25 protein-coding genes are annotated in these 24,054 nt (G+C 54.9%); 17 read left to right on the forward strand and 8 right to left on the reverse strand.

What is annotated here, in order from left to right; genetic code table 11:
* Positions 1-103: 103 nt before the first annotated feature.
* A complete protein-coding gene (locus AAGR22_RS18285) occupies positions 104-604 on the forward strand; it encodes a polymer-forming cytoskeletal protein (protein ID WP_345828889.1) in 501 nt (166 codons plus the stop codon).
* Positions 605-694: 90 nt separating this feature from the next.
* On the opposite strand, the gene tkt is transcribed toward AAGR22_RS18285, so the two are convergent.
* Positions 695-2,686, reverse strand: a complete 1,992-nt coding sequence (gene tkt / locus AAGR22_RS18290) for a transketolase (RefSeq protein ID WP_345828890.1) — start codon at positions 2,684-2,686, stop codon at positions 695-697.
* Positions 2,687-2,970: 284 nt separating this feature from the next.
* Between tkt and AAGR22_RS18295 the strand changes: the two genes are divergently transcribed.
* Complete coding sequence (locus AAGR22_RS18295; RefSeq protein WP_345828891.1) at positions 2,971-3,723, forward strand: M48 family metallopeptidase; 753 nt, start codon at positions 2,971-2,973, stop codon at positions 3,721-3,723.
* A 64-nt stretch (positions 3,724-3,787) separates the two neighbouring features.
* Here AAGR22_RS18295 and speB read toward each other — a convergent pair whose 3' ends face one another.
* Positions 3,788-4,711 carry an agmatinase gene (gene speB / locus AAGR22_RS18300; protein WP_067708849.1) on the reverse strand — a complete coding sequence of 308 codons (924 nt, stop codon included), beginning with the start codon at positions 4,709-4,711 and terminating at the stop codon, positions 3,788-3,790.
* A gap of 38 nt (positions 4,712-4,749) precedes the next feature.
* The gene (speA, locus tag AAGR22_RS18305) at positions 4,750-6,726 is read right to left on the reverse strand and encodes a biosynthetic arginine decarboxylase (RefSeq protein ID WP_067708847.1); all 1,977 of its coding nucleotides are present in this window, start codon (positions 6,724-6,726) and stop codon (positions 4,750-4,752) included.
* A 679-nt stretch (positions 6,727-7,405) separates the two neighbouring features.
* Between speA and metK the strand changes: the two genes are divergently transcribed.
* The 8 genes from metK to ruvX all read left to right on the forward strand — a co-directional run bounded on the left by metK (position 7,406) and on the right by ruvX (position 14,663).
* The gene (gene metK, locus AAGR22_RS18310; protein ID WP_067708845.1) at positions 7,406-8,560 is read left to right on the forward strand and encodes a methionine adenosyltransferase; all 1,155 of its coding nucleotides are present in this window, start codon (positions 7,406-7,408) and stop codon (positions 8,558-8,560) included.
* Positions 8,561-8,973: 413 nt separating this feature from the next.
* On the forward strand, positions 8,974-10,371 hold the full coding sequence (locus AAGR22_RS18315) for a sugar porter family MFS transporter (protein WP_345828893.1): 1,398 nt from the start codon (positions 8,974-8,976) through the stop codon (positions 10,369-10,371).
* 67 nt (positions 10,372-10,438) lie between these two features.
* Positions 10,439-10,966, forward strand: a complete 528-nt coding sequence (locus AAGR22_RS18320; protein WP_067708840.1) for a SprT family zinc-dependent metalloprotease — start codon at positions 10,439-10,441, stop codon at positions 10,964-10,966.
* Positions 10,967-11,069: 103 nt separating this feature from the next.
* Entirely contained in the window at positions 11,070-11,783 is a 714-nt protein-coding gene (gene endA / locus AAGR22_RS18325) for a deoxyribonuclease I (protein ID WP_067708831.1), read from the forward strand.
* A gap of 70 nt (positions 11,784-11,853) precedes the next feature.
* Positions 11,854-12,585, forward strand: a complete 732-nt coding sequence (gene rsmE / locus AAGR22_RS18330; RefSeq protein WP_067708828.1) for a 16S rRNA (uracil(1498)-N(3))-methyltransferase — start codon at positions 11,854-11,856, stop codon at positions 12,583-12,585.
* A 52-nt stretch (positions 12,586-12,637) separates the two neighbouring features.
* The gene (gene gshB / locus AAGR22_RS18335; protein WP_345828895.1) at positions 12,638-13,582 is read left to right on the forward strand and encodes a glutathione synthase; all 945 of its coding nucleotides are present in this window, start codon (positions 12,638-12,640) and stop codon (positions 13,580-13,582) included.
* A gap of 95 nt (positions 13,583-13,677) precedes the next feature.
* Positions 13,678-14,241, forward strand: a complete 564-nt coding sequence (locus tag AAGR22_RS18340; protein ID WP_067708815.1) for a YqgE/AlgH family protein — start codon at positions 13,678-13,680, stop codon at positions 14,239-14,241.
* Positions 14,241-14,663, forward strand: coding sequence for a Holliday junction resolvase RuvX (ruvX, locus tag AAGR22_RS18345; protein ID WP_197473351.1), 423 nt, complete (start codon positions 14,241-14,243; stop codon positions 14,661-14,663). Before AAGR22_RS18340 ends, ruvX begins: the two co-directional genes overlap by 1 nt.
* 383 nt (positions 14,664-15,046) lie before the next feature.
* On the opposite strand, the gene AAGR22_RS18350 is transcribed toward ruvX, so the two are convergent.
* The gene (locus AAGR22_RS18350; protein WP_345828898.1) at positions 15,047-15,214 is read right to left on the reverse strand and encodes a YhfL family protein; all 168 of its coding nucleotides are present in this window, start codon (positions 15,212-15,214) and stop codon (positions 15,047-15,049) included.
* Positions 15,215-15,310: 96 nt separating this feature from the next.
* A complete protein-coding gene (locus tag AAGR22_RS18355) occupies positions 15,311-16,309 on the reverse strand; it encodes a type IV pilus twitching motility protein PilT (protein ID WP_345828900.1) in 999 nt (332 codons plus the stop codon).
* Positions 16,310-16,324: 15 nt separating this feature from the next.
* Here AAGR22_RS18355 and AAGR22_RS18360 point away from each other — a divergent pair, with 15 nt between their 5' ends.
* From AAGR22_RS18360 to hemW, 4 genes are read left to right on the forward strand one after another with little or no spacing between them, the layout of a single operon-like run.
* Positions 16,325-17,032 (forward strand): YggS family pyridoxal phosphate-dependent enzyme, encoded by a 708-nt coding sequence (locus AAGR22_RS18360; protein ID WP_345828901.1) that lies wholly within the window; start codon positions 16,325-16,327, stop codon positions 17,030-17,032.
* An 8-nt stretch (positions 17,033-17,040) separates the two neighbouring features.
* Positions 17,041-17,592: a YggT family protein gene (locus AAGR22_RS18365; RefSeq protein WP_067708803.1), complete on the forward strand. Its 552-nt coding sequence runs from the start codon at positions 17,041-17,043 to the stop codon at positions 17,590-17,592.
* Positions 17,593-17,622: 30 nt separating this feature from the next.
* Positions 17,623-18,216, forward strand: a complete 594-nt coding sequence (locus AAGR22_RS18370; protein WP_345828903.1) for an XTP/dITP diphosphatase — start codon at positions 17,623-17,625, stop codon at positions 18,214-18,216.
* The gene (hemW, locus tag AAGR22_RS18375) at positions 18,209-19,348 is read left to right on the forward strand and encodes a radical SAM family heme chaperone HemW (protein ID WP_345828904.1); all 1,140 of its coding nucleotides are present in this window, start codon (positions 18,209-18,211) and stop codon (positions 19,346-19,348) included. The genes AAGR22_RS18370 and hemW overlap by 8 nt, the downstream gene beginning before the upstream one ends.
* A gap of 178 nt (positions 19,349-19,526) precedes the next feature.
* On the opposite strand, the gene AAGR22_RS18380 is transcribed toward hemW, so the two are convergent.
* From AAGR22_RS18380 to trmB, 3 genes are all read right to left on the reverse strand, one after another.
* A complete protein-coding gene (locus AAGR22_RS18380) occupies positions 19,527-20,240 on the reverse strand; it encodes a DUF2884 domain-containing protein (protein WP_345828906.1) in 714 nt (237 codons plus the stop codon).
* Between the two features lie 92 nt (positions 20,241-20,332).
* Positions 20,333-20,659, reverse strand: a complete 327-nt coding sequence (locus AAGR22_RS18385) for a YggL family protein (protein ID WP_067708794.1) — start codon at positions 20,657-20,659, stop codon at positions 20,333-20,335.
* Complete coding sequence (gene trmB / locus AAGR22_RS18390) at positions 20,659-21,378, reverse strand: tRNA (guanosine(46)-N7)-methyltransferase TrmB (protein ID WP_067708791.1); 720 nt, start codon at positions 21,376-21,378, stop codon at positions 20,659-20,661. The genes AAGR22_RS18385 and trmB overlap by 1 nt, the downstream gene beginning before the upstream one ends.
* A 150-nt stretch (positions 21,379-21,528) precedes the next feature.
* On the opposite strand from trmB, the gene mutY reads away from it, so the two are divergent.
* Genes mutY through mltC form a run of 3 tightly spaced genes read left to right on the forward strand, consistent with a single transcriptional unit; the run spans position 21,529 to position 24,020 of the window.
* Positions 21,529-22,617 carry an A/G-specific adenine glycosylase gene (gene mutY, locus AAGR22_RS18395; RefSeq protein WP_345828907.1) on the forward strand — a complete coding sequence of 363 codons (1,089 nt, stop codon included), beginning with the start codon at positions 21,529-21,531 and terminating at the stop codon, positions 22,615-22,617.
* Positions 22,617-22,889 carry an oxidative damage protection protein gene (locus AAGR22_RS18400; protein ID WP_067708788.1) on the forward strand — a complete coding sequence of 91 codons (273 nt, stop codon included), beginning with the start codon at positions 22,617-22,619 and terminating at the stop codon, positions 22,887-22,889. Before mutY ends, AAGR22_RS18400 begins: the two co-directional genes overlap by 1 nt.
* A 51-nt stretch (positions 22,890-22,940) precedes the next feature.
* Positions 22,941-24,020: a membrane-bound lytic murein transglycosylase MltC gene (gene mltC, locus AAGR22_RS18405; RefSeq protein WP_067708785.1), complete on the forward strand. Its 1,080-nt coding sequence runs from the start codon at positions 22,941-22,943 to the stop codon at positions 24,018-24,020.
* Positions 24,021-24,054: the final 34 nt, after the last annotated feature.

Consider the following 24,054-nt stretch of genomic DNA (forward strand, 5'->3'; position numbering starts at 1 on the left):
TATCCCGTTGTCACGCTGGCAATACTATAGCGGGGCATTAGTTATCCTCTATGCAGCCCTTAACTTCCTGTCTGAAAAAGCCGCTTTCACCAAAGGAATGACAATGTTTAAACGTAAACCCACGCCAGAACACACCGCGAAAGCGCATGAAAACGTCCACGAGACGCCTGAGGCCGTTACGGCGCCCGATGCAGGTGCTACCTACATTCATGAGGGCTGTACGCTTTCAGGGGAGATCCACGCCGCCAGTGACGTCAGGATAAACGGCACCTTTGAAGGCAAGATTTACGCTGAAAAGACGGTATTCATTTTGTCAAAAGCGAAGGTTAACGGCGAGATCGCGGCAAATCGTATTGAGATTAGCGGGTCGCTAACCGGACGCTGTGTTAGCCGTGAGCTGGTCATTAATGCCAGCGGCTTTATGGAAGGCACCGTTGAGTGCGCGCCACTCTCCGTCAGCCAGCAGGGCTGCTTCCACGGCACGTCGAAACCTCTGGCGCAGGAGAAAGAGAGCATCAAGACCGGGAAAGTAAAATCTGGGGGCGAGGCCCCATTGCAGGCGGCAACGGAGGGTAAACTGAACGATAAAGCGCCTGCGGTGTAACTACCCACAGGCGCTATACGGAGCGGTTGCCGCACAATTGGACGGCTCAGTCTCTGCGAGGTCGCCCGGTTACCGGGCGACCTCAGTTGACTACAGCAGCGCTTTTGCTTTCGCGACAACGTTGTCAACGGTGAAACCAAACATCTCGAAAAGCTTATCGGCTGGCGCTGACTCACCGAAGGTCGTCATGCCCACGATTGCGCCATTCAGACCGGTATATTTAAACCAGTAGTCAGCGATACCGGCTTCAATTGCCACGCGCGCGCTAACCGCTTTAGGCAGCACGGACTCACGATAGGCCTCATCCTGCTTGTCAAACGCATCGGTAGACGGCATGGAGACAACGCGAACCCTGCGCCCTTCGGCGGTCAGCCGATCGTATGCGCCCACCGCCAGCTCCACTTCGGAACCGGTAGCGATCAGAATCAGCTCGGGCTGGCCTTCACACTCTTTCAGCACGTAAGCACCGCGCGCCACGTTAGCCAGCTGCTCGGCATTACGATCCTGCTGCGCCAGATTCTGGCGGGAGAATATCAGTGCCGTAGGGCCATCCTGACGCTCAATGGCATATTTCCAGGCGACCGCGGATTCCACCTGGTCGCAGGGACGCCACAGGCTCATATTCGGCGTCACGCGCAGGCTGGCCATCTGCTCAACCGGCTGATGCGTCGGACCATCTTCTCCCAGACCGATAGAGTCATGGGTATAAACCAGCACCTGACGGATCTTCATCAGCGCCGCCATACGCGCCGCATTACGCGCATACTCCACGAACATCAGGAAGGTGGCGGTGTAAGGCAGGAAACCACCGTGCAGCGTAATGCCGTTCGCAATGGCGGTCATGCCGAACTCGCGTACGCCGTAGTGGATGTAGTTGCCGGCTGCATCTTCATTGAGGGGCTTAGAACCCGACCACATCGTCAGATTGCTGGGAGCCAGATCGGCAGATCCTCCCAGGTACTCCGGCAGCAGTTTACCGAATGCCTCCAGCGTATTCTGTGAAGCTTTACGGCTGGCGATTTTTGCCGGGTTAGCCTGAAGCTTCTCAATAAAGGCCTGCGATTCACGCTGCCAGTTGTCCGGCAGTTCGTTACTCATGCGGCGTTTAAATTCGGCCGCCAGCTCAGGATGCGCCTTCGCATAGGCGGCAAACTGCTCGTTCCAGGAGGCCTCTTTAGCCTGACCGGCTTCGCGGGCATCCCAGTGCGCATAGATTTCAGTTGGGATAACAAAAGGCGCATGTTCCCAACCCAGCTGTTTACGGGTCAGTGCAACTTCAGCATCACCCAGCGCTGCGCCGTGTGAGTCATGCGTGCCGGCTTTATTCGGTGAGCCAAAGCCAATTACCGTTTTGCACATCAGCAGTGAAGGCTTATCGCTGACCGCTTTCGCTTCTTCGATGGCTTTTTTGATCGCATCCGCATCGTGACCATCCACGCCGCGCACGACGTGCCAGCCATAGGCTTCAAAGCGCTTCGCGGTATCGTCGGTGAACCAGCCATCAATATGACCGTCAATGGAGATGCCGTTGTCATCATAAAACGCAACCAGCTTGCCGAGCTTCAGCGTACCCGCCAGTGAGCAGACCTCGTGTGAGATGCCTTCCATCATGCAGCCATCGCCCATAAACACCCAGGTGTTATGGTCCACTACCTCATGGCCCGGACGGTTAAACTGCGCCGCGAGGGTGCGTTCAGCAATCGCCATACCTACCGCATTCGCCACGCCCTGCCCCAGTGGGCCGGTGGTGGTTTCGACGCCCGCCGTGTAGCCAAACTCAGGATGTCCCGGCGTTTTAGAATGCAGCTGACGGAAGTTTGCCAGCTCATCAATCGGAAGATCGTACCCGGTGAGGTGCAGCAGGCTATAAATCAGCATGGAGCCGTGACCGTTTGACAGCACGAAGCGGTCGCGATCGGCCCACTGCGGGTTGGTCGGGTTGTGGTTCATAAAGTCGCGCCACAGAACCTCGGCAATATCTGCCATGCCCATAGGTGCACCGGGGTGGCCGGAATTGGCTTTCTGAACTGCATCCATACTCAATGCGCGAATGGCGTTGGCAAGCTCTTTACGAGAAGACATGTTCTACTCCAGGTCGGATTAAACGCTTCGCCGTCCTTAACCTATTTTATTCAATGAGTTATCAGGCAAAGTTGTAAAAGTCGACCCACAATGTACATGAAGATCCCATCGTCTGTACATGGCGTAACGTGCAATATAACCGGTATTCCCTTGCATTTTTCTTCCTGTGAACTATGCATTAGCGCGGAACACGTTTATAACGCCCTGTGACAGATTCGCTTTCCTTTCCTGTCCTTATGGCAGGTTTTTACCCTTAATCTCTTGTTACTCAATGGATATACCCAATGAAATTACGTTCTGCTCTGGTGGCATTTGCCGTCGCCAATGCACTTTCCGGCTGTGCCAATATCGACAGCAACGCCCTGATGCAGTCCGGTGCACAGGCATTTCAGGCTGCGACCCTGACTAATGACCAGGTGAAAGCCCTCAGCGTTAAGTCCTGTGAACAGATGGATAAAGAGGCGCAGATTGCGCCAGCGGATAGCCCTTATACGCAGCGGCTGAACAAAATCGCGGCGGCGCTGGGCGATAATATCAACGGCACGCCAGCAGACTATAAGGTCTATATCACGAAGGACGTTAACGCCTGGGCCATGGCTAATGGCTGCATTCGCGTTTACAGCGGACTGATGGATTTGATGACCGATAACGAAGTCGAAGGCGTGCTGGGGCATGAGATGGGCCACGTTGCTTTAGGGCACACCCGTAAAGCTATGCAGGTTGCCTGGAGCACCACCGCAGCACGGACGGCGGCGGGTGCCGCGGGCGGCATTGCTGGCTCGCTGTCGCAATCTCAGCTAGGCGACCTGGGGGAAAAACTGGTCAATGCACAGTTTTCACAAACGCAGGAGTCACAGGCGGATGACTACTCATATGACCTGCTGAAGAAGCGCGGTATCGACCCGCAGGGGCTGGTCACCAGCTTCGACAAGCTGGCGACGCTGGAGGGCAGTCATCAGAGCACAATGTTTGACTCCCACCCGGCCTCAGCAGCCCGTGCGCAGCATATTAAGGAACGCATCGTGTCCGGTAAATAAACGCTGAACGAAAAAAAGGGCCTGACGCAGTCATGCGCCAGGCCCTTTTTTAGCACTCTGACGGTCAGACGCCTTTGTTGACGGCCTGAACGTGCAGCATATCCAGCGCCAGCGTGGCGGCGGCCAGCGAGGTCAGATCGGACTGATCGTAGCCCGGCGCTACCTCGACCAGATCCATCCCGACAATGTTCAGCCCCTGCAGGCCGCGCACCAGCTTAGTGGCCTTATCGGTCGTCAGCCCACCGATCACCGGCGTGCCGGTACCGGGTGCATGGGCAGGATCCAGACAGTCGATATCGAAGGTCAGATAGACCGGCATGTCGCCCACAATCTGCTTCACCTGGGCGATGATATCGTCCACGCTGCGCTCATTAACCTGCGCGGCATCCAGCACGTTGAAGCCGAGAGCGTCATCAAATTCGGTGCGAATACCAATCTGTACCGAACGCGCAGGGTCGATAAGCCCTTCTTTCGGCGCGTGATGGAACATCGTGCCGTGATCGAACGTCGGGCCGTTAGAGTAGGTATCGGTGTGCGCATCGAAATGCACCAGCGCCATCTTACCAAAATGCTTAGCATGGGCGCGCAGCAGCGGCAGCGTCACATAGTGATCGCCACCAAAGGTCAGCATGCGCTTGCCGCTTTCCAGCAATCTTTCCGCGTGCGCCTGGAGTTTGTCACTCAGATCCTGAGAATCACCAAACGCGTAGACCAGATCGCCACAGTCGATCACCTTCAGATGCTGGCGCAGATCAAACTTCCACGGCCAGCGGCACCCTTCCCACGCCAGGTTGGTGGAGATCTGGCGGATGGCACCCGGGCCTAAACGGCTCCCGGGACGGCCAGAGGTCGCCGCATCGAAAGGAATACCGGTAATTACCCATTCAGCATCGCTATCCCAGGGCTGAAAATTAACCGGAAAACGCATAAACCCGAAGGCGTTAGACACCAGCGAGTTGTCGTACTGGTGGCCCAGCGTGTTATTCATACTCTGTCCTTTTACTATCAAACCGCGCGAGGGGAAAACTATTCGTCTTCCAGATAGGTGTAGCCATACAGACCTGCTTCAAACTCGGCGATAAACTGCGCGCGCAGCTCCTCATCCAGGTCGCTCTCTTTAATCTGTTTACGGAAATGCGTCAGCAGCTCCTGCGGATCAAGCTGAACGTACTCCAGCATGTCCGCCACGGTGTCCCCTTCGTCGGAGAGCTGAACTTCCACGCTGCCGTCCGCAAAGGCGAAAACGTCTACCGCTTCTGTATCACCAAACAGGTTATGCATATTCCCCAGGATTTCCTGGTAAGCACCCACCATAAAGAAGCCCAGCATCGGGGGATTATTTACGTCGTACTCCGGCATCGGCATGGTAGTGGCTATCCCGTCGCCATCGACATAGTGATCGATAGTGCCGTCCGAATCACAGGTGATATCCAGCAGCACCGCACGGCGCTCCGGCGACTTGTTCAGCCCTTCCAGCGGCAGAACCGGGAACAGCTGGTCAATACCCCACGCGTCCGGCATTGACTGGAACAGCGAGAAGTTGACGTAAATTTTATCCGCCATGCGCTCCTGGAGTTCGTCGATAATCGGACGGTGCGCGCGGTTGCTGGGATCAAGATGCTGCTGAATATAGTTGCAGATACTCAGGTAGAGCTGTTCTGCCCAGGCGCGCTGGTTCAGACTGTAGGTCCCCTGCGAATAGCCGGTATGGATATCGAACAGATCCATCTGGCTGTCGTGCAGCCATTCACGCAGCGAGCGGCGGTTGCTCGGCTCGTGCATCTCCTGCCAGGTATCCCACATGCTGACGATGGGACGCGGCGAATCGTCTGAAGGTGCCTGCGGCGTACTGAACTCATTACGCTCCACGCCGATGATGTTAGACACCAGCACGGTATGGTGCGCGGTCACCGCACGGCCTGACTCGGTGATCACCGTCGGATGCGGCAGATTATGCTCTTCACAGGCATCGCCGATCGCCCAGATCACGTTGTTAGCGTATTCGTTCAGGCCATAGTTTACCGAGCAGTCGGACTGCGAACGGGTACCTTCATAATCGACGCCCAGACCGCCGCCAACGTCGAAACATGAGATGTTAACGCCCAGCTTCGCCAGCTCAACGTAGAAGCGCGCAGATTCGCGTACGCCGGTCGCGATATCACGAATGTTCGCCATCTGCGAACCCAGGTGGAAGTGCAGCAGCTGCAGGCTCTCAAGACGCCCCGCCTCGCGCATGATATCAACCAGCTTCAGAACCTGAGTCGCGGAAAGGCCGAATTTAGACTTTTCGCCACCGCTTGACTGCCATTTGCCGGAGCCCTGAGAGGCCAGTCGGGCGCGAATGCCAAGACGCGGCGTGACGCTAAGGCGTTCTGCCTCTTCCAGCACCAGCTTCACTTCGGTCATTTTCTCAAGGACCAGATAGACCTTATGGCCCATCTTTTCCCCGATCAGGGCCAGGCGGATATACTCGCGATCCTTATAGCCATTACAGACGATGACCGAACGGGTCATCCCGGCGTGGGCCAGAACCGCCATCAGCTCGGCCTTTGAACCCGCTTCCAGCCCCAGCGGCTCGCCGGAGTTGATCAGGGATTCAATCACGCGTTTGTGCTGGTTAACTTTGATCGGGTAAACGAGGAAGTAGTCGCCGCGGTAGCCGTAGGATTCACGGGCACGCTTAAACGCCGCATTAATAGAACGCAGGCGGTGTTGCAGAATTTGGGGGAAACAGAACAGGGCAGGAAGACGCTGACCATCGGCCTCGCGCTCTTTAACCAGTTTCGCCAGATCAACGCGCGCTTCCGGCACGTCTGGATCGGGGCAAACGCTGATATGACCCAGTTCGTTCACGTCATAGTAGTTATTGCCCCACCAGGCAATATTATAGGTGCGCAGCATCTTGCTGGCATCCTGATCGCTCATGGCCACCTCCTGCATTGAGCGGAGTACACCCTGTTCGCCTGCTGACGAACCCTTGATTGTCTTGATGTCGTCAGACATTGCGAGCCTCAAATTGGTAAAATGCGGAACAGTTAACCACTATCGCAGGGAAAGCCCGCGACAACAACCCATCGACCAGCGGGAAATTCAGCATAAAATGCTGCGGCATCGCACCTGTCGGTTTCTGAAGTATAACATCAAACACGTAACGGCCTCCGTCAGGAGTCAGACAGTCAAAAGCGAAAATCTCTCAGGGGGAACTGAGAGTACCGGGTTACCACCCGTGAACATATCAGCCTGCACGCGCTGGAAAGACGATGGCCTGCGTGCAGACAATGGATAATGCATGCCTGAAAAGGCCGTAAAGGAGGGATAAGTCCGCCAATCCTTTCTGTAAGGCTTAAAGCAGCGGCGTTTTATACAGCCGGACCCGGTGAAATGCAAAATCTAAAAGTGCGAAATGCCCGTTCGGTCAGCAATTTCTGCTATTTTCACTCTCGATGAAATTTGATTTCATGAAAAAACGCTGGCAATCCGCTTAACGAGTAACCTAAAATAGCCGTCCAGATGTTAATCCATCCATACCGGTTAACTTCTAAGCGTCTTAGAACCTATGTACTGCTCACGGCTTTGCCTGAGGGGGCGCTGAGCACAAGGCCCGTTTGATATTGCAGACTGGTACCCACTCTTTCGCGCTATGCAGTCGATTCCAACCCGTATTAGTAAGGTAAAGAATAAAATGGCTAAACACCTTTTTACATCCGAGTCCGTATCAGAAGGACATCCCGACAAAATTGCCGACCAGATTTCTGATGCCGTGCTCGATGCTATTCTCACACAGGATCCTAAGGCGCGCGTAGCCTGTGAAACCTATGTAAAAACTGGCATGGTGCTGGTCGGTGGTGAAATCACTACCTCGGCATGGGTCGATATCGAAGAGATCACCCGTAATACCGTGCGTGAAATCGGCTATGTCCATTCCGATATGGGCTTTGATGCCAACTCCTGTGCCGTATTGAACGCCATTGGCAAGCAGTCTCCTGATATCAATCAGGGTGTGGATCGTGCCGATCCGCTGGAGCAGGGTGCGGGTGACCAGGGCCTGATGTTTGGCTACGCCACTAACGAAACCGACGTCCTGATGCCTGCGCCAGTGACCTATGCGCACCGTCTGGTTCAGCGCCAGTCAGAAGTCCGTAAAAACGGCACCCTGCCCTGGCTGCGCCCTGATGCTAAAAGCCAGATCACCTTCCAGTATGACGATGGAAAAATCGTTGGTATTGATGCGGTAGTGCTTTCTACTCAGCACAGCGAAGATATCTCCCTGAAGGATCTGCAGGAAGCGGTGATGGAAGAGATCATCAAGCCGGTTCTGCCAGCAGAGTGGATCAACCCCAGCACCAAATACCACATTAACCCAACGGGCCGTTTCGTTATCGGTGGGCCTATGGGCGACTGTGGCCTGACCGGCCGTAAAATTATCGTGGATACCTACGGCGGCATGGCGCGTCACGGCGGCGGTGCTTTCTCCGGTAAAGATCCTTCTAAAGTGGACCGTTCAGCAGCCTATGCCGCGCGTTATGTGGCAAAAAACATCGTTGCTGCGGGTCTGGCTGACCGTTGTGAAATTCAGGTTTCCTATGCCATCGGCGTGGCCGAGCCAACCTCAATCATGGTTGAAACCTTCGGGACTGAAAAGGTGCCTACCGAGCAGCTTACGCTGCTGGTGCGTGAGTTCTTCGATCTGCGCCCTTACGGCCTGATTCAGATGCTGGATCTGCTGCACCCGATGTACCGTGAAACGGCAGCTTACGGCCACTTTGGCCGCGAACATTTCCCATGGGAAAAAACCGATAAGGCAGCTCAGCTGCGTGAGGCCGCGGGTCTTAAATAAGCCCAGTCTCTGCCGGTTAAGGGGCACCCCAGGGTGCCCTTTTTGCTGCCCGCTATCTGGCAGTTTATCGTCGCCTGTCTACACTTCGTTGACGCAGAACGCGGCGAAGTGATAACGATTACATCATGAAACTTGCTGTTTTTTCTAATATTAAGAATTTACTGACCTGACAAATGCTACTGTAATGCGTTATTTTCAGCGCTGTCTGATAGAGGACCATCAGGGAATTAAGTGAAAATATTTAGTGCTATGACTAACTGGTTATAAAGCGTAAGCGCGCATGAACAGGCTACTTTTAACAGAGATCCAGTGTGTAACCGATTACACCATTGTGATCTGTAGCACAGTCTTGCGCACAAAGGTTTTCTAACATTTATAACAACAATATGCGGTACCACTTACATGGAGGCTTTATGCCTGATAATAAAAAACACAGCAGGACCTCAAATAAGGTCATGACCTTATTTGTGTGTTTCCTGGCGGCGCTTGCCGGCCTGCTTTTTGGTCTGGATATCGGCGTTATTGCCGGTGCCTTACCCTTTATTGCGAAAGACTTTAACGTCACTGCCCACCAGCAGGAATGGATTGTCAGTTCAATGATGTTCGGTGCTGCCGTCGGTGCTGTCGGTAGCGGCTGGATGTCTTCACGCCTCGGTCGTAAGAAAAGCCTGATGATTGGCGCAGTGCTTTTCGTTATCGGCTCGCTCTGGTCGGCAATGTCCCCTAACCCGGAGATGCTGATTGTGGCTCGCGTTCTGCTGGGCCTTGCCGTCGGTGTAGCCTCTTATACCGCGCCGCTTTATCTCTCTGAAATTGCGCCAGAGAAGATTCGCGGCAGTATGATCTCTCTCTACCAGCTGATGATTACCATCGGTATTCTGGGTGCCTACCTTTCCGATACCGCCTTTAGCTTCACCGGCGAATGGCGCTGGATGCTGGGTGTGATAACCATCCCCGCTGCGCTGTTACTGGTTGGCGTTTGCTTCCTGCCGAACAGCCCACGCTGGCTGGCGGCGCGTGGCAACTTCCGTGATGCTCAGCGCGTACTTGATCGCCTGCGTGATACCAGCGAGCAGGCTAAGCGTGAGCTGGACGAAATTCGCGAAAGCCTGAAAATCAAACAGTCCGGCTGGAGCCTGTTCAAAGATAACGGTAATTTCCGCCGTGCGGTCTATCTCGGTGTTCTGCTGCAGGTTATGCAGCAGTTCACCGGTATGAACGTTATCATGTACTACGCACCGAAAATTTTTGAAATTGCAGGCTTTACCAATACCACTCAGCAGATGTGGGGCACGGTAATTGTCGGCCTGGTTAACGTGCTGGCAACCTTTATTGCCATCGGTCTGGTTGACCGCTGGGGCCGTAAGCCAACGCTGAAGCTGGGCTTCACGGTGATGGCAGCGGGCATGGGTGTTCTGGGTACGATGCTGCATCTTGGCATTCATTCCTCAGGCGCACAGTACTTTGCCATTGCCATGCTGATGATGTTTATCGTTGGTTTTGCCATGAGCGCGGGTCCGCTGATTTGGGTACTCTGTTCAGAAATCCAGCCGCTGAAAGGCCGCGATTTCGGTATCACCGTGTCTACCGCCACCAACTGGATTGCTAACATGATCGTGGGTGCAACCTTCCTGACTATGCTGAACTCCCTGGGTAACGCGAATACCTTCTGGGTTTACGCCGGTCTGAATGTGGTATTCATCGTCCTGACAATTATCCTTATCCCGGAAACGAAAAACGTTTCGCTTGAGCACATTGAACGTAACCTGTTGAGCGGCAAAAAGCTGCGCGACATCGGTCAGCGTGACTAAGTCTTTCTGGCCGGGGAAACCCGGCCATTAATTGATCTCCCCGCTTTCCCATCGTATTCTCTGCCCTATGAAAACCCTCAGACTTCCCGTTGCCCTTCAGCAGGCGGTAATGCGATCGCTGCGCGAAAAATTACTGCAGGCCAACCAGCACCTTGAACGCAGCTATCCGGAACCGAAAGTGGTTTATCAACAGCGCGGCACAGCTGCCGGGACGGCCTGGCTACAAAGCTGGGAAATCCGGCTCAATCCCGTGCTGCTGATGGAAAACCAGCAGGCGTTCGTCGACGAGGTGGTACCCCATGAGCTTGCCCATCTGCTGGTCTGGAAGTATTTCGGCCGCGTGGCACCGCACGGGAAGGAGTGGAAGTGGATGATGGAAACCGTGCTGGGTATTCCCGCCCGACGTACGCATCAGTTTGAGGTGGAAACCGTACGCAGCCGCTCTTTTCCCTATCGCTGCGGCTGCCAGCAGCACCAGCTTACCGTCCGACGTCATAATCGCGTGCTGCGGGGCCAGAGTGAGTACCGCTGCGTGCGCTGCGGCGATCGCCTGCTTCCCGGCGATTTCCAGCAATCTGAAAATTCCAGTAAATGATGAATAAACAGACAAAAATCCACTAAATTATCGCCGTCAGTTTCCGAATATTCGGGGCATCTGTTACTCTCGCCGCCTTGATTTATTACTGACGTTCTGGAATATGCTTCGCAAAATTATCAGTGTTCTTTCCTGCTGTTTACTCCTTCCGGTTTTCTTCGCTCACGGGCGTGGGCCGGAGAACTATCACCAGAATAGCTTTAGCCAGGCCAAAACCTGGGCCGCCAGGATTAATGCCGATGCGCCCGGCAGCTTCTACTGTGGCTGTAAAATTCAGTGGCAGGGTAAAAAAGGCGTACCCGATCTGGCATCCTGCGGCTATCAGGTGCGTAAAAATGCAAATCGCGCCCATCGTATAGAGTGGGAGCATGTGGTGCCCGCCTGGACCTTCGGCCATCAGCGGCAGTGCTGGCAGCAGGGCGGCAGAAAACAGTGCGCAAAAGATGCGGGCTACCGACAGATAGAGACGGACCTGCATAATCTGCAGCCAGCGATTGGTGAAGTGAACGGCGATCGCGGTAATTTTATGTACAGTCAGTGGAACGGCAGCGAGCGCCAGTATGGCCAGTGTGAAATGAAAATCGACTTCAAAAACAAGCAGGCCGAGCCGCCAGCCCGCGCACGGGGCGCAATCGCCCGCACCTGGTTTTATATGCGCGATCGCTATAAATTAGCCATGTCCTCGCAGCAGACCCAGCTGATGACGGTGTGGGACAAGCAGTATCCGGTTACGGCCTGGGAGTGTGAGCGCGACAACCGCATCGCCCGCGTGCAGGGAAACCACAATCCTTATGTACAGCAGGCTTGCCAGCGGTAAAATCACTGACCTAAACTAGAGCTCTTTTGGCCGCACCCCATGCGGCCAGTAACCATTAAGCAGGACTTCCATGCGCATACCCCGCATCTTTCATCCCGAAGCGATAACGCCGGGCAGCGAAGTGGCTCTCAGCGACGAGGCCGCTAACCATGTTGGCCGGGTATTAAGAATGACGGTCGGCCAGACCCTTGAACTCTTTGATGGCAATAATCTGACTTTTCAGGCAGAAATCGTGCACGCCGATAAAAAAAGCGTACGGGTTCGCGCTGGCGAAAGTCGTGAAGATAGCCGTGAATCCCCGCTCTACCTGCATCTTGGGCAGGTTATGTCACGCGGCGAGAAGATGGAGTTTACCATTCAGAAAGCCGTCGAGCTGGGGGTAAATACCATTACCCCCTTGTTTTCTGAACGCTGTGGCGTAAAGCTGGATGCGGAAAGGCTGGCGAAGAAAATTCAGCAGTGGCAAAAAATTGTCATTGCGGCCTGCGAGCAGTGCGGCAGAAATAGTGTGCCAGAGGTCCGGGAAGCGATGACGCTTGCGGCCTGGTGCGCCGAGCAGGACGACGGCCTGAAGCTTAACCTTCATCCACGCGCCAGCCAGAGTATTAATACGCTGCCGCTGCCCGTTGAGCGCATCCGCCTGCTGATTGGCCCCGAAGGCGGCCTTTCCTCCGACGAAATAAGTATGACCTCAGGCTATGGATTTACCGATATTCTTTTAGGTCCGCGCGTATTACGTACGGAAACGACAGCCTTAACCGCAATTACCGCCTTACAGGTTCGCTTTGGCGATTTGGGGTAGGTACTCACCTGCGTTCCACATGCAAATATGGCCGCTCACTGGAGAAGCAAAAATGATTAAGCTTGGCATTGTGATGGACCCGATTACCTCCATCAATATTAAGAAAGACACCAGCTTCGCCATGTTGCTGGAAGCACAGCGCCGTGGTTATGAGATTCATTACATGGAGATGAGCGATCTTTACCTGCGCGGCGGAGAAGCCCGTGCGCATACGCGCCTGCTGAGCGTGGAGCAGAATGCTGAAAGCTGGTTTGAGTTCGGCAGCGAAGAGGATATCCCGCTGGCCGATCTGAATGTGGTGCTGATGCGTAAGGATCCGCCATTTGATACCGAATTCATCTACGCCACTTACATCCTTGAGCGCGCAGAGGAAAAAGGCACGCTGATTGTTAATAAGCCACAGAGCCTGCGTGATTGTAATGAAAAGCTGTTTACCGCCTGGTTTGCGGAACTGACGCCGGATACGTTGGTCACACGTAATGCACAGCAGATCCGTGAATTCTGGCAGACGCATGGCGATATCATCCTTAAGCCGCTGGACGGAATGGGAGGTGCCTCGATTTTTCGTATCAAGCAGGAAGATCCCAACCTGTCGGTGATTATCGAAACGCTGACCGGGCACGGCAGCTTTTACTGTATGGCGCAAAATTACCTGCCCGCGATTAAAGAAGGCGACAAGCGCGTGCTGGTAGTGGATGGCGAACCGGTGCCTTACTGTCTTGCGCGCATTCCTAAATCCGGCGAGACGCGCGGTAACCTGGCCGCCGGTGGGCGCGGTGAAGCCCGACCGCTAAGCGACAGTGACTGGGAAATCGCCCGCCGTGTTGCGCCAACGCTCAAAGCTAAAGGGCTGATTTTTGTTGGTCTGGATATCATCGGCGATAAGCTGACCGAGATTAACGTAACCAGCCCAACCTGCGTGCGTGAGATCGAAGCAGCATTCCCTGTTTCAATTACGGGTATGCTGATGGATGCCATTGAGAAGCGCCTGGCATAACTCTTTATACGGGGTCAGCGGGCCCCGTAATTAACCCGTTAACGTCATCTGCGGCCCCGGCTGCGGGTGGTTAACCCGAATACAGAACCCTGATAATGAATTTACAGCATCATTTTTTGATTGCGATGCCGACCCTGCAGGATCCGCTGTTTAAACGCTCGGTGGTATATATCTGCGAGCATAATGACGAAGGGGCAATGGGCCTTATCGTTAACAAGCCGATGGAAAACCTGACGGTAGAGGGTATGCTTAAAAAGCTCAAGATCGTGCCAAACCCGCGCGATCCCGAGGCGAAACTCGATAAGCCGGTATTTGCGGGTGGTCCTCTGGCAGAAGATCGCGGATTTATTCTGCACTCTGCTGAGCACACCTATGCCTCCAGTATTCGCGTGTCAGATAACACTATTATTACCACCTCCCGCGATGTGCTGGAGACGTTAGGCACGCCGGAACGTCCAAAAAACGTGCTGGTCGCTCTGGGCTACTGTGCCTGGGAAAAGGATCAGCTGGAGAGTGAACTGCTGGAAAATGCCTGGCTCACCACCCCGGCAAACAGCAATATCCTGTTCACTACGCCGATCGCCGACCGCTGGCGCGAAGCGGCCAGAAGCATTGGCGTGGACATACATAATATGACCAGCGATGCAGGGCATGCCTGATGACACACATGACACTGCTGGCGTTCGATTTTGGCACTAAAAGTATTGGCGTCGCCATTGGACAGCAGCTGACCGGCACCGCCCGCCCCCTTAACGCGCTGAAGGCTCAGGATGGTATTCCCGACTGGAACAAAATCGAAGCGCTGCTAAAAGAGTGGCAGCCCGATCGCGTCGTCGTCGGCCTGCCGTTGAATATGGATGGCACCGAGCAGCCACTGACCGTCCGGGCCAGGAAATTTGCTAATCGCCTGCATGGTCGCTTTGGTGTCCAGGTTGATCTGCACGACGAACGTCTTAGCACCGTCGAAGCCAGAGCGGATTTATTTGCTCAGGGCGGCTTCCGCGCATTGAATAAAGGAAGCGTTGACTCACTGTCAGCGGTCATTATCCTTGAAAGCTGGTTTGAACAGGCCTGGTCATAAGTATAATGCTGCTGCACTGACCCAACGTTATTTAGCAATGCTTAGTACGTTGGGGCGGATAATAGTACGTTGGGGTGAGTAATGATGCAGCAGCACTGCACGCCATGCTGAATAGCGAGCGCGGCAGGGATTTTGAAAACCTGAATGCTTAGCAAATTAATTATTATACTTGTCTATTATTGTTAACTAAGCGCATTGCATTAATCCACTGGGTCACTCAATATTTGCAATCAGTTAGACACTTAAAAAAATTGAAGCCTGTGACCGTGATGTTGGTAATGAACCGGGGGATGATATGCAGCATAAGGTGCCTGAACGATGAGGCAACCCTGCGTAAAAGCCGCCCTACAGGGGCGGCTTTAAAGCGATAAACTGATGCAGGCTTATTTATCTGTTGGACCACACCCGCCAATGATTTTGGAAATTGAAATGGCTGGATGGAGCAGATAATCATAGTCGCAGTTTTTTTCTTTATTATAAACACTACCGCTACAGCCTGATAATGTTGCGATGACAGCAGTAAGAAGAGTGATCTTGATTAATTTATTCATATAATTCCCTTTAACTAAATTAGTTTATTAACACCGCGCAATATCCTGGCGGCAACACAATATAACCCTAAAATAAGTAATGTTACAATTAAAAAATCATTTGTTCGTCAGGCCCATCCTGCGTCTTTCATGCAGGCTTTGCTCAAAAGTTTGCATGCCGGATTGCATACCCGTCTGCAGTAGCCCCGGCAGCTGGTGCGTTTTCCCCTCGCGGATCATATTCGCTACCGCCGGGGTATTCACCAGCACTTCAAATAGCGCCACCCTGCCCCCGCGACACCCCTCCACCAGCTTCTGGGCGATCACCGCCTTCAGGCTGCCAGCCAGCTGGCTGCGGATCAGGTTTTTTTCCGTACCGGGAAACGCGTCCACCAGCCGCTCAACCGCCTGTGCTGCACCACGGGTATGGAGCGTCGCCAGCACCAGGTGCCCGGTTTCCGCCGCCGTCAGGGCCAGCTGGATAGTTTCGAGGTCCCGCAGTTCGCCAAGCAGGATAACGTCCGGATCTTCACGCAGTGCCCCCCGTAATCCCTCGCTAAAAGAGGCACAGTGCAGGCCTATTTCCCGCTGCTGGATCAGCGATATCTGGCTGTAATGAAGGAATTCGATCGGATCTTCCAGCGTAATGATATGGCGATCCTGATTTTTGTTGAGCGCATCGACAAACGCGGCCAGCGTGGTCGACTTCCCGCTTCCTGTTGCACCCGTTACCAGCACCAGCCCCTCCTTCTGCTGAAGCAACCCATTGACAACGGGCGGTAGCCGCAGCGCGTCCAGCGCCGGGCAGTCACTCGCAATCACCCTGACAGCCAGTGACAACCCACTTCTCTGCTGGAAAAAATGCGCGCGCAAACGCGTCCCACCCGCGGTGGTCAGTGCAATATCAGCCTGTCCCACGCTTTCCAGCTGCGCCTGCCGGGCGCAGTCCAGCCAGGCGCTCGCCAGCGATTCCAGCGCTGCCGCACCGATCGTTGCGCAACCGCTTATTTTTTCCAGCCGGCCATTTAGACGCCAGAAGGGTTGAAGGCCACTGCAAAGGTGCAGATCCCCCGCGTTATGCTTTACACTAAGGGCCACAATGTCTTCGATATCCATAATTTTTCCCTGACTATGACCTCGATTCAGCACAACTTACACCTTGTCCTTGAGCATATCTCAGCGACTGCTTCGCGCTGCGGGCGCGATCCGAAAGAAATTACGCTGCTTGCAGTCAGTAAAACTAAACCTGCGAGCGCGGTTGAGGAAGCCGCCGCCGCGGGACAGCTCTGTTTTGGTGAAAACTACGTGCAGGAAGGCGTTGATAAGATCCAGGCGATAGAGAATCCGGGGCTGGAGTGGCACTTTATCGGCCCTCTGCAATCCAATAAGAGTCGCCTGGTGGCTGAACATTTTCACTGGTGCCATACGCTGGATCGTTTGAAAATTGCCGTGCGCCTGGACGAGCAGCGTCCTGACGCTTTACCGCCGCTCAACGTGCTTATCCAAATAAACATCAGCGATGAGAACAGTAAATCTGGCATCATGCTGGAGGCGCTGGAGGCGCTGGCTGATGAGGTGTCCCGGCTGCCGCGCCTGAAACTGCGGGGGCTGATGGCCATTCCGGCCCCGGAAGCGGATTATGCGCGTCAGCTGGCGGTATGTCGGCAGATGGCAGAAGCGCTTGCTGAGCTGAAAAAGAACCATCCCGGCGTCGACACGCTTTCTATGGGAATGAGTGACGATATGGACGCTGCGATTGCAGCAGGCAGTACCATGGTGCGCATTGGCACCGCTATTTTTGGCGCGCGTGATTACAGCGCCACTCACAACAATAACTGAGGAAACCCATGCTGACGTTGACTTTTCTGGTAACAACGGTAATTAACCTGTACGTCAAAGTGTTGTTGCTACGCATCTGGATGCAGTGGGCGAGATGCGATTTCTATAACCCCTTTTCGCAGTTTGTTGTAAAAATCACCCAGCCGGTGATCAAGCCGCTGAGGCGCGTAATTCCGTCCATCGGTCCGCTGGATACCGCCTCACTGCTGCTGGCATGGGTGCTGAGCGTGCTGATGTTTACGCTGCTGTTTGCCCTACAGAGCCGGGTCTTTATCTTCGATCCGGTCTTCCTCTACTTTGGCCTGGTGTCCGTCGCTAAGGCCGCGGGAATGCTGGTATTTTGGGTGATTATTATCCGTTCGCTGCTGAGCTGGGTCAGCCAGGGCCGCAATCCGGTTGATTTGGTACTTTTACAGCTCACCGAACCATTAATGGCTCCCATTCGCCGTATTATTCCGGCCATGGGCGGGATCGATTTCTCCGCAATGGCGGTGATCCTGATCCTCTATATGCTGAACTTCCTGGGTATGGATTTCATCCCTGGCTGGTCACAGCTGTAAGTTTTCATCGCAGTAAATGCAGGATTTGTTATGCAAAAAGTTGTACTCGCTACCGGCAATGTCGGAAAAGTTCGTGAACTGGCCGATCTGCTGGCTGAATTTGGGCTGGATATCGTCGCGCAAACCGACCTGGGCGTCACCTCAGCCGAAGAGACCGGCCTGACGTTCATTGAAAACGCGATCCTTAAAGCGCGTCACGCCTCTGCGGTGACCGGTTTACCCGCCATTGCCGATGACTCAGGTCTGGCAGTTGACGCGCTGAGCGGCGCACCGGGGATTTACTCGGCTCGCTATGCCGGAGAGAATGCCTCGGATGCGCAAAACCTGCAAAAGCTGCTGACCGCGCTGGAAAACGTTGCCGACGGCGATCGCCAGGCACAGTTTCACTGCGTGCTGGTTTATCTTCGCCATGCTGAAGATCCGACGCCGCTGGTCTTCCACGGCAGCTGGCAGGGCGAAATTACTCGCCAGCCGGCAGGTGAAGGCGGCTTCGGTTACGATCCGATTTTCTACGTGCCCGCTGCAGGGAAAACCGCTGCGGAGCTGAGCCGGGACGAAAAGCGCGCTGTTTCACACCGTGGGAAAGCCCTGACGCTGCTGCTGGATGCCCTGCGCAATGCGTAAGCTTCCTCCGCTCAGCCTCTATATTCACATCCCCTGGTGCGTGCAGAAGTGCCCCTACTGCGACTTCAATTCGCATGCGCTTAAGGGCGAGGTGCCCCATGAAGAGTACGTGCGGCATCTTCTGGCCGATCTCGATGCCGATCTGCCGCTTACCGCCGGGCGCGAGGTGAGCACCCTCTTTATTGGTGGAGGCACCCCAAGCCTGTTGAGCAGCGAAGCGATGCAGATGTTGCTGGATGGCGTTCGCCAGCGCTTGCCGCTGGCGGCTGACGCAGAGATTACCATGGAGGCCAATCCTGGTACGGTCGAAGCTGAGCGCTTCAGCGGCTACCAGCGCGCCGGTGTTAACCGCATCTCGATTGGGGTACAGAGCTTCAGCCCACAAAAGCTAACGCGTCTGGGCCGCATCCACGACGCAGATGAGGCAAAGCGGGCAGCCAGGCTGGCCGCCGGACTGGGACTACGCAGCTTTAATCTCGATCTGATGCACGGGCTGCCCGATCAGTCGCTGGAGGAGGCCCTGGACGATTTGCGTCAGGCCATTGAGCTTAATCCGCCGCATTTATCGTGGTATCAGTTAACCATTGAGCCTAATACCCTCTTCGCCTCACGCCCGCCGGTACTCCCCGACGATGATGCCCTGTGGGATATTTTCGAGCAGGGCGACAGGCTGCTGACCGCGGCGGGCTATCAGCAATATGAAACCTCCGCCTACGCCAAACCCGGTTACCGCTGTGAGCACAACCTTAACTACTGGCGCTTCGGTGACTATCTGGGTATCGGCTGTGGCGCGCACGGCAAGCTGACCCAGCCCGATGGACGGATTATCCGCACCTGCAAAACGCGTCATCCGCGTGGTTTTATGGCCGGTAACTATATGGACCGCCAGCATGAGGTGGCGGATAGCGAGAAGCCCTTTGAATTCTTTATGAACCGCTTCCGCCTGCTTGAAGCTGCTCCGCGTGAAGAGTTCACCCGCTATACCGGCTTACAGCAGGCTATTATCCGCCCTCAGATTGATGAAGCGCTGGAAAAGGGTTATTTGATTGAAACGCCACAGGCGTGGCAAATTACCCATAAAGGCAAGCTGTTCCTGAACTCGCTGCTGGAGCTGTTTCTGACGGAAGAGTAATTACAGAGCCTGGATGGCCAGCAGCATCGCCGCATTCGTGATATCCATCGACAGGTGGACGAAGTCGGGTGCCGTGCCATAGGTAGATGAAGTCGGCTGCCGTGCCATAGGTGAACGAGAACAGGATCTGTGCCACTAGTAGCACAGCCTGGCCTGTCTTGAGTGGGCTACTGCCGGACTATTTCAGTCCGGCGATCAGCGCCTTGCGCTGCCCTTCAAGCGTGGTCACGCGGTTACAGACTTCGTGGCCGAAGTTCTGAAAATCCTGCTGCTGATTGCTCCATTCGGCCTGAATGGACTGCTGAAGGCCGCCAAGGTTGCCCATAATCGCCTGCAGGGGATTATCACTTTTACCCGCCTGCCGGGTGCCCATCTCATTCAGGCTGTCCTGCACTACCCCACCCATCGCGCTCTGTACCAGCTTTTCACCGTCCTCACGGACCTGGGCGATAGCCTTGTGGTGGAAGGTCAGTCCGTCGCTGCGGTGTTCGATAATCCGCGCCATCTGCTGCTTAAGCTGTTTATCCAGCGTGGTCAGACGATTACGCACATTGCTGTCCTGACCCAGCTTCTCGACGATGACCTTATCCAGCGCGACGCGGCCTTTCTCCAGACGCTCGCGGGCGCCCTGATCGACCCAGGGTAAATCGCGACGCAGCGCAGCCTGATAATCAATAGCCTTCTGGCGCGTGTCGGTATCCACCGTAGCGGCCTGGCCGTTGCGCTGCACATCACCCGTTGGGGAAATAAGCAGATTGCCGCTGGCACCCACGACCTGAACATTCTGGGGGGAAATAACGATATCGTCCTGAGGGTTTACGCTGCACTGATAGTCCGCCTGGGCCTGCCCCGCCGCCAGCAGCATCGCACCCATTATTATCGCTTTACGCATCTTGCTCTCTCCTGATACTGATATGGCCACGCCCGCGTGGCCCCAACGAACATCCGTCAACAGATGACCGCCTGTGGTTCAGCTTGCAGAGGTTAGTCCCACCAGACGTCGAAAAGTTCGGTGACCTTAACGTTTTCCAGCTTGCGCTCTTCCAGCCATTTGCGTACCAGCTCGCGGTGCGCTTCGGTACATTTGCCGGTTTGCTGCAGGCAAATTAAGCCCTCCCACTGCAGATAACCACTGCCGTCAAACGCCAGGCCATTAGGATCGATAGCCTCTTCAATCAGTGCATCCACCGTGGAATCAATGGTTTGCTCGGTAGCGCCCTGGGGAAAGGTGAAACCGACAGAGAAACCCAGTTCCTGAAACTCATCAATATGCATCTTTTTACGCAAGCGACGACTGCGATGGGTAGCCATTATTTAATCCTCTCAAACATCAGATCCCAAACACCGTGGCCGAGACGCTGACCACGCTGCTCAAATTTAGTTAACGGACGCGACTCAGGCCGCGGTACAAAGTTATCCGTTGTGGACTGGTTTTTACTTCCCGCAATGCTGTTCATCACCTCCAGCATGTGTTCCGCATAGGCTTCCCAGTCGGTGGCCATATGGAACACGCCGCCCAGCTTCAGCTTACGCATAACCAGCTCTGCGAAGGGGGCCTGGACGATGCGGCGCTTGTTGTGCCGGGCTTTATGCCAGGGATCCGGGAAAAACAGCTGCACCATACGCAGCGCATTATCCGGGATCATCTTTTCCAGCACCTCTACCGCATCGTGGCACATCACGCGAAGATTCTCCACGCCCGCTTCATGTGCACTGCTCAGGCAGGCGCCCACGCCGGGAGAGTGAACCTCAATTCCGAGAAAATTCTGCTGCGGATTAGCTTTAGCCATCTCCACCAGCGAGGAACCCATGCCGAAGCCAATTTCCAGTACCACCGGTGCATCGCGACCAAACAGGCTCACCAGATCGATAGGTTCTGGCTGATATTCCACACCCATAATGGGCCAGAAGTGTTCCAGCGCGTGCTCCTGCCCTTTAGTCAGCCGCCCCTGACGGCGGACGAAGCTGCGGATACGGCGCATTGGCCGACCGTTTTCATCAAACTCCGGTGAAATCACATCATTATTCATCTTTTTGCCTGCTGGTCTGCAATATCTGGAAAACGGGCATTATGCAAAGTTACAGCCTTTAAGCAAGCCCCGGTAACTTCCGGTTTACAGCATAGTTGGTCTGTGCTGGAATCCCAGCCTGAATTCACTTATCCGGGAAAACTGTTAAACATGATGCAAGCGCCGCAGTTCGAGCGAAGGGTACTGGACTGGTATCAGCGCTTTGGACGTAAAACGTTGCCGTGGCAGCTGGAAAAAACGCCCTATAAAGTGTGGCTTTCAGAAGTGATGCTACAGCAGACCCAGGTGGCGACGGTCATCCCGTACTTTCAGCGATTTATGGCGCGTTTCCCGACAATTACCGACCTGGCCCATGCGCCGCTTGATGAAGTCCTGCATCTGTGGACCGGCCTCGGTTATTATGCGCGAGCCAGAAACCTGCATAAAGCCGCCAATGTGGTGGCAGAAAAGCATGCGGGCGTGTTCCCCGAAACCTTTGAGGAGGTCGCGGCGCTGCCCGGCATTGGGCGCTCCACTGCCGGGGCTATCCTTTCGCTGGCGCTGGGTTTGCATTTCCCGATACTGGACGGCAACGTCAAGCGCGTGCTGGCTCGCTGCTATGCCGTTCCGGGCTGGCCGGGTAAAAAAGAGGTGGAGAAACGCCTGTGGCAGATCAGTGAAGAGGTCACGCCAGCGGAAGGAGTGAGCCAGTTTAATCAGGCGATGATGGACCTGGGAGCAACGGTCTGTACCCGCTCCCGGCCTAAATGCGAGATTTGCCCGCTGAACCTCAGCTGCGTGGCGTATGCCAACGGTAGCTGGGCAAGCTACCCCGGAAAAAAACCCAGGCAGACGCTGCCGGAAAGAACCGGCTGGATGCTGATGATGCAGCGCGGCAGCGGCGTCTGGCTGGAGCAGCGCCCGCCGGTGGGGCTGTGGGGAGGGCTTTTTTGCTTTCCACAATTTACCACGCTACCCGAGCTGGAGCGCTGGCTGAGCGAACGCCGCATTGATGGCAGCGGGCTGCAACAGGGCATCGCCTTCCGCCACACCTTCAGCCATTTTCATCTGGATATCGTACCGGTATGGCTGGAGTTGACATCCACAGGCGCAGCAATGGATGAAGGCGCAGGTCTCTGGTATAACTTAGCGCAGCCGCCGTCCGTCGGGCTGGCCGCCCCGGTGGAACGCCTGCTACAGCAGCTGCGTCAGCCACAACACACAGCGCTGAGCATTCGCGCGACAGAAGAGGAAGAGTAATGAGCAGAACCATTTTTTGTACGTTCCTGCAACGAGACGCCGAGGGACAGGATTTCCAGCTCTATCCGGGCGAGCTGGGTAAGCGCATTTATACTGAGATTTCCAAAGAAGCCTGGGCACAGTGGATGAGCAAACAAACGATGCTTATCAACGAGAAAAAACTCAGCATGATGAACCCGGAAGACCGTAAGCAGCTTGAGCAGGAGATGGTGAAATTTCTGTTTGAGGGGCACGATGTGCATATCGAAGGTTATACCCCGCCAGAAGAATAATCGTTGGGCCTCAAAGATGAGGCCCTCTCAATTTGGGCGTAGCACGACAAAATGAATAAGAAACTGATCGGCCTGCTGGTGATTGCACCGTTGTTGATTTCCTGCTCCAGCAACAAAAAGCCCATTTTTCATGAAGAATGGGTTAAGGACACGAATGGATTCGATATTTTAATGGGCCAGTTTGCCCATAATATTGAGAATATTTGGGGCATTAACGAGGTACTGATCGCCGGTCCAAAGGACTACGTAAAATACAGCGATCAATATTACACGCGCAGCCATATTAACTTTGACGCGGGTTCCATCACCATTGAGACCATCGCCGGAACCGATCCGATGGCCAGCCTGCGTCAGGCAATTATCACCACGCTTTTGATCGGGGAAGATCCGGGTAACGTCGATCTCTACTCGGACGCGAATGACATCCAGCTCGGTAAAGAGCCGCTGCTTTACGGGCAGGTGCTGGACAACGCCGGGCAGGCCATACGCTGGCAGGGACGCGCAGCCAGCTTCGCCGACTACCTGATTCAGAATAAGCTTCAGCGCCGCACTTCCGGCCTGCACGTGATCTGGTCGGTCACCATCCCGATGGTGCCTAACCATCTGGATAAGCGCGCGCATAAATATCTCCCGCTGGTGCGTGAAGCCGCAGCGAAATATGGCGTCGATCAGTCGCTAATCCTGGCGATCATGCAGATTGAATCGAGCTTCAACCCCTACGCCGTGAGCCACGCTGATGCGCTTGGCCTGATGCAGGTAGTACAGCATACCGCCGGGGTGGACGTGTTCCGCATGAAGGGGAAATGGGGCAAGCCTAGCCGCAGCTACCTGCTGGATCCGGAGAACAATATTGATGCCGGTACGGCCTATCTGTCGCTGCTACAGGGAAGCTATCTGGCAGGCATTAACGATCCTGTCTCGCGGCGCTATGCGGTGATTACCGCTTACAATGGTGGCGCAGGAAGCGTGCTGCGGGTATTTTCAAGCGACAAAAATCGGGCGTTTAGCACGATTAACAGCATGTCCCCTTCCCAGGTTTACCAGACGCTGGCGACGAATCACCCCTCTGCCGAGTCCCGCCGCTACCTGTATAAGGTCAGCAACGCGCAGAAGGGTTATCACCGCTATTAACATGCGCGGCGGCGTGGTTTGCACCCGCCGCGTT

Origin of the sequence: Erwinia sp. HDF1-3R (assembly GCF_039621855.1) — a bacterium.
Classification (GTDB): Bacteria; Pseudomonadota; Gammaproteobacteria; order Enterobacterales; family Enterobacteriaceae; genus Erwinia.

What these genes read in the sequence shown, in the direction of transcription:
- AAGR22_RS18285 (WP_345828889.1), top strand. Translation starts at nt 104, where the DNA reads ATGTTTAAACGTAAACCCACGCCAGAACACACCGCGAAAGCGCATGAA.
- tkt (WP_345828890.1), bottom strand. Translation starts at nt 2,686, where the DNA reads ATGTCTTCTCGTAAAGAGCTTGCCAACGCCATTCGCGCATTGAGTATG.
- AAGR22_RS18295 (WP_345828891.1), top strand. Translation starts at nt 2,971, where the DNA reads ATGAAATTACGTTCTGCTCTGGTGGCATTTGCCGTCGCCAATGCACTT.
- speB (WP_067708849.1), bottom strand. Translation starts at nt 4,711, where the DNA reads ATGAATAACACGCTGGGCCACCAGTACGACAACTCGCTGGTGTCTAAC.
- speA (WP_067708847.1), bottom strand. Translation starts at nt 6,726, where the DNA reads ATGTCTGACGACATCAAGACAATCAAGGGTTCGTCAGCAGGCGAACAG.
- metK (WP_067708845.1), top strand. Translation starts at nt 7,406, where the DNA reads ATGGCTAAACACCTTTTTACATCCGAGTCCGTATCAGAAGGACATCCC.
- AAGR22_RS18315 (WP_345828893.1), top strand. Translation starts at nt 8,974, where the DNA reads ATGCCTGATAATAAAAAACACAGCAGGACCTCAAATAAGGTCATGACC.
- AAGR22_RS18320 (WP_067708840.1), top strand. Translation starts at nt 10,439, where the DNA reads ATGAAAACCCTCAGACTTCCCGTTGCCCTTCAGCAGGCGGTAATGCGA.
- endA (WP_067708831.1), top strand. Translation starts at nt 11,070, where the DNA reads ATGCTTCGCAAAATTATCAGTGTTCTTTCCTGCTGTTTACTCCTTCCG.
- rsmE (WP_067708828.1), top strand. Translation starts at nt 11,854, where the DNA reads ATGCGCATACCCCGCATCTTTCATCCCGAAGCGATAACGCCGGGCAGC.
- gshB (WP_345828895.1), top strand. Translation starts at nt 12,638, where the DNA reads ATGATTAAGCTTGGCATTGTGATGGACCCGATTACCTCCATCAATATT.
- AAGR22_RS18340 (WP_067708815.1), top strand. Translation starts at nt 13,678, where the DNA reads ATGAATTTACAGCATCATTTTTTGATTGCGATGCCGACCCTGCAGGAT.
- ruvX (WP_197473351.1), top strand. Translation starts at nt 14,241, where the DNA reads ATGACACACATGACACTGCTGGCGTTCGATTTTGGCACTAAAAGTATT.
- AAGR22_RS18350 (WP_345828898.1), bottom strand. Translation starts at nt 15,214, where the DNA reads ATGAATAAATTAATCAAGATCACTCTTCTTACTGCTGTCATCGCAACA.
- AAGR22_RS18355 (WP_345828900.1), bottom strand. Translation starts at nt 16,309, where the DNA reads ATGGATATCGAAGACATTGTGGCCCTTAGTGTAAAGCATAACGCGGGG.
- AAGR22_RS18360 (WP_345828901.1), top strand. Translation starts at nt 16,325, where the DNA reads ATGACCTCGATTCAGCACAACTTACACCTTGTCCTTGAGCATATCTCA.
- AAGR22_RS18365 (WP_067708803.1), top strand. Translation starts at nt 17,041, where the DNA reads ATGCTGACGTTGACTTTTCTGGTAACAACGGTAATTAACCTGTACGTC.
- AAGR22_RS18370 (WP_345828903.1), top strand. Translation starts at nt 17,623, where the DNA reads ATGCAAAAAGTTGTACTCGCTACCGGCAATGTCGGAAAAGTTCGTGAA.
- hemW (WP_345828904.1), top strand. Translation starts at nt 18,209, where the DNA reads ATGCGTAAGCTTCCTCCGCTCAGCCTCTATATTCACATCCCCTGGTGC.
- AAGR22_RS18380 (WP_345828906.1), bottom strand. Translation starts at nt 20,240, where the DNA reads ATGCGTAAAGCGATAATAATGGGTGCGATGCTGCTGGCGGCGGGGCAG.
- AAGR22_RS18385 (WP_067708794.1), bottom strand. Translation starts at nt 20,659, where the DNA reads ATGGCTACCCATCGCAGTCGTCGCTTGCGTAAAAAGATGCATATTGAT.
- trmB (WP_067708791.1), bottom strand. Translation starts at nt 21,378, where the DNA reads ATGAATAATGATGTGATTTCACCGGAGTTTGATGAAAACGGTCGGCCA.
- mutY (WP_345828907.1), top strand. Translation starts at nt 21,529, where the DNA reads ATGATGCAAGCGCCGCAGTTCGAGCGAAGGGTACTGGACTGGTATCAG.
- AAGR22_RS18400 (WP_067708788.1), top strand. Translation starts at nt 22,617, where the DNA reads ATGAGCAGAACCATTTTTTGTACGTTCCTGCAACGAGACGCCGAGGGA.
- mltC (WP_067708785.1), top strand. Translation starts at nt 22,941, where the DNA reads ATGAATAAGAAACTGATCGGCCTGCTGGTGATTGCACCGTTGTTGATT.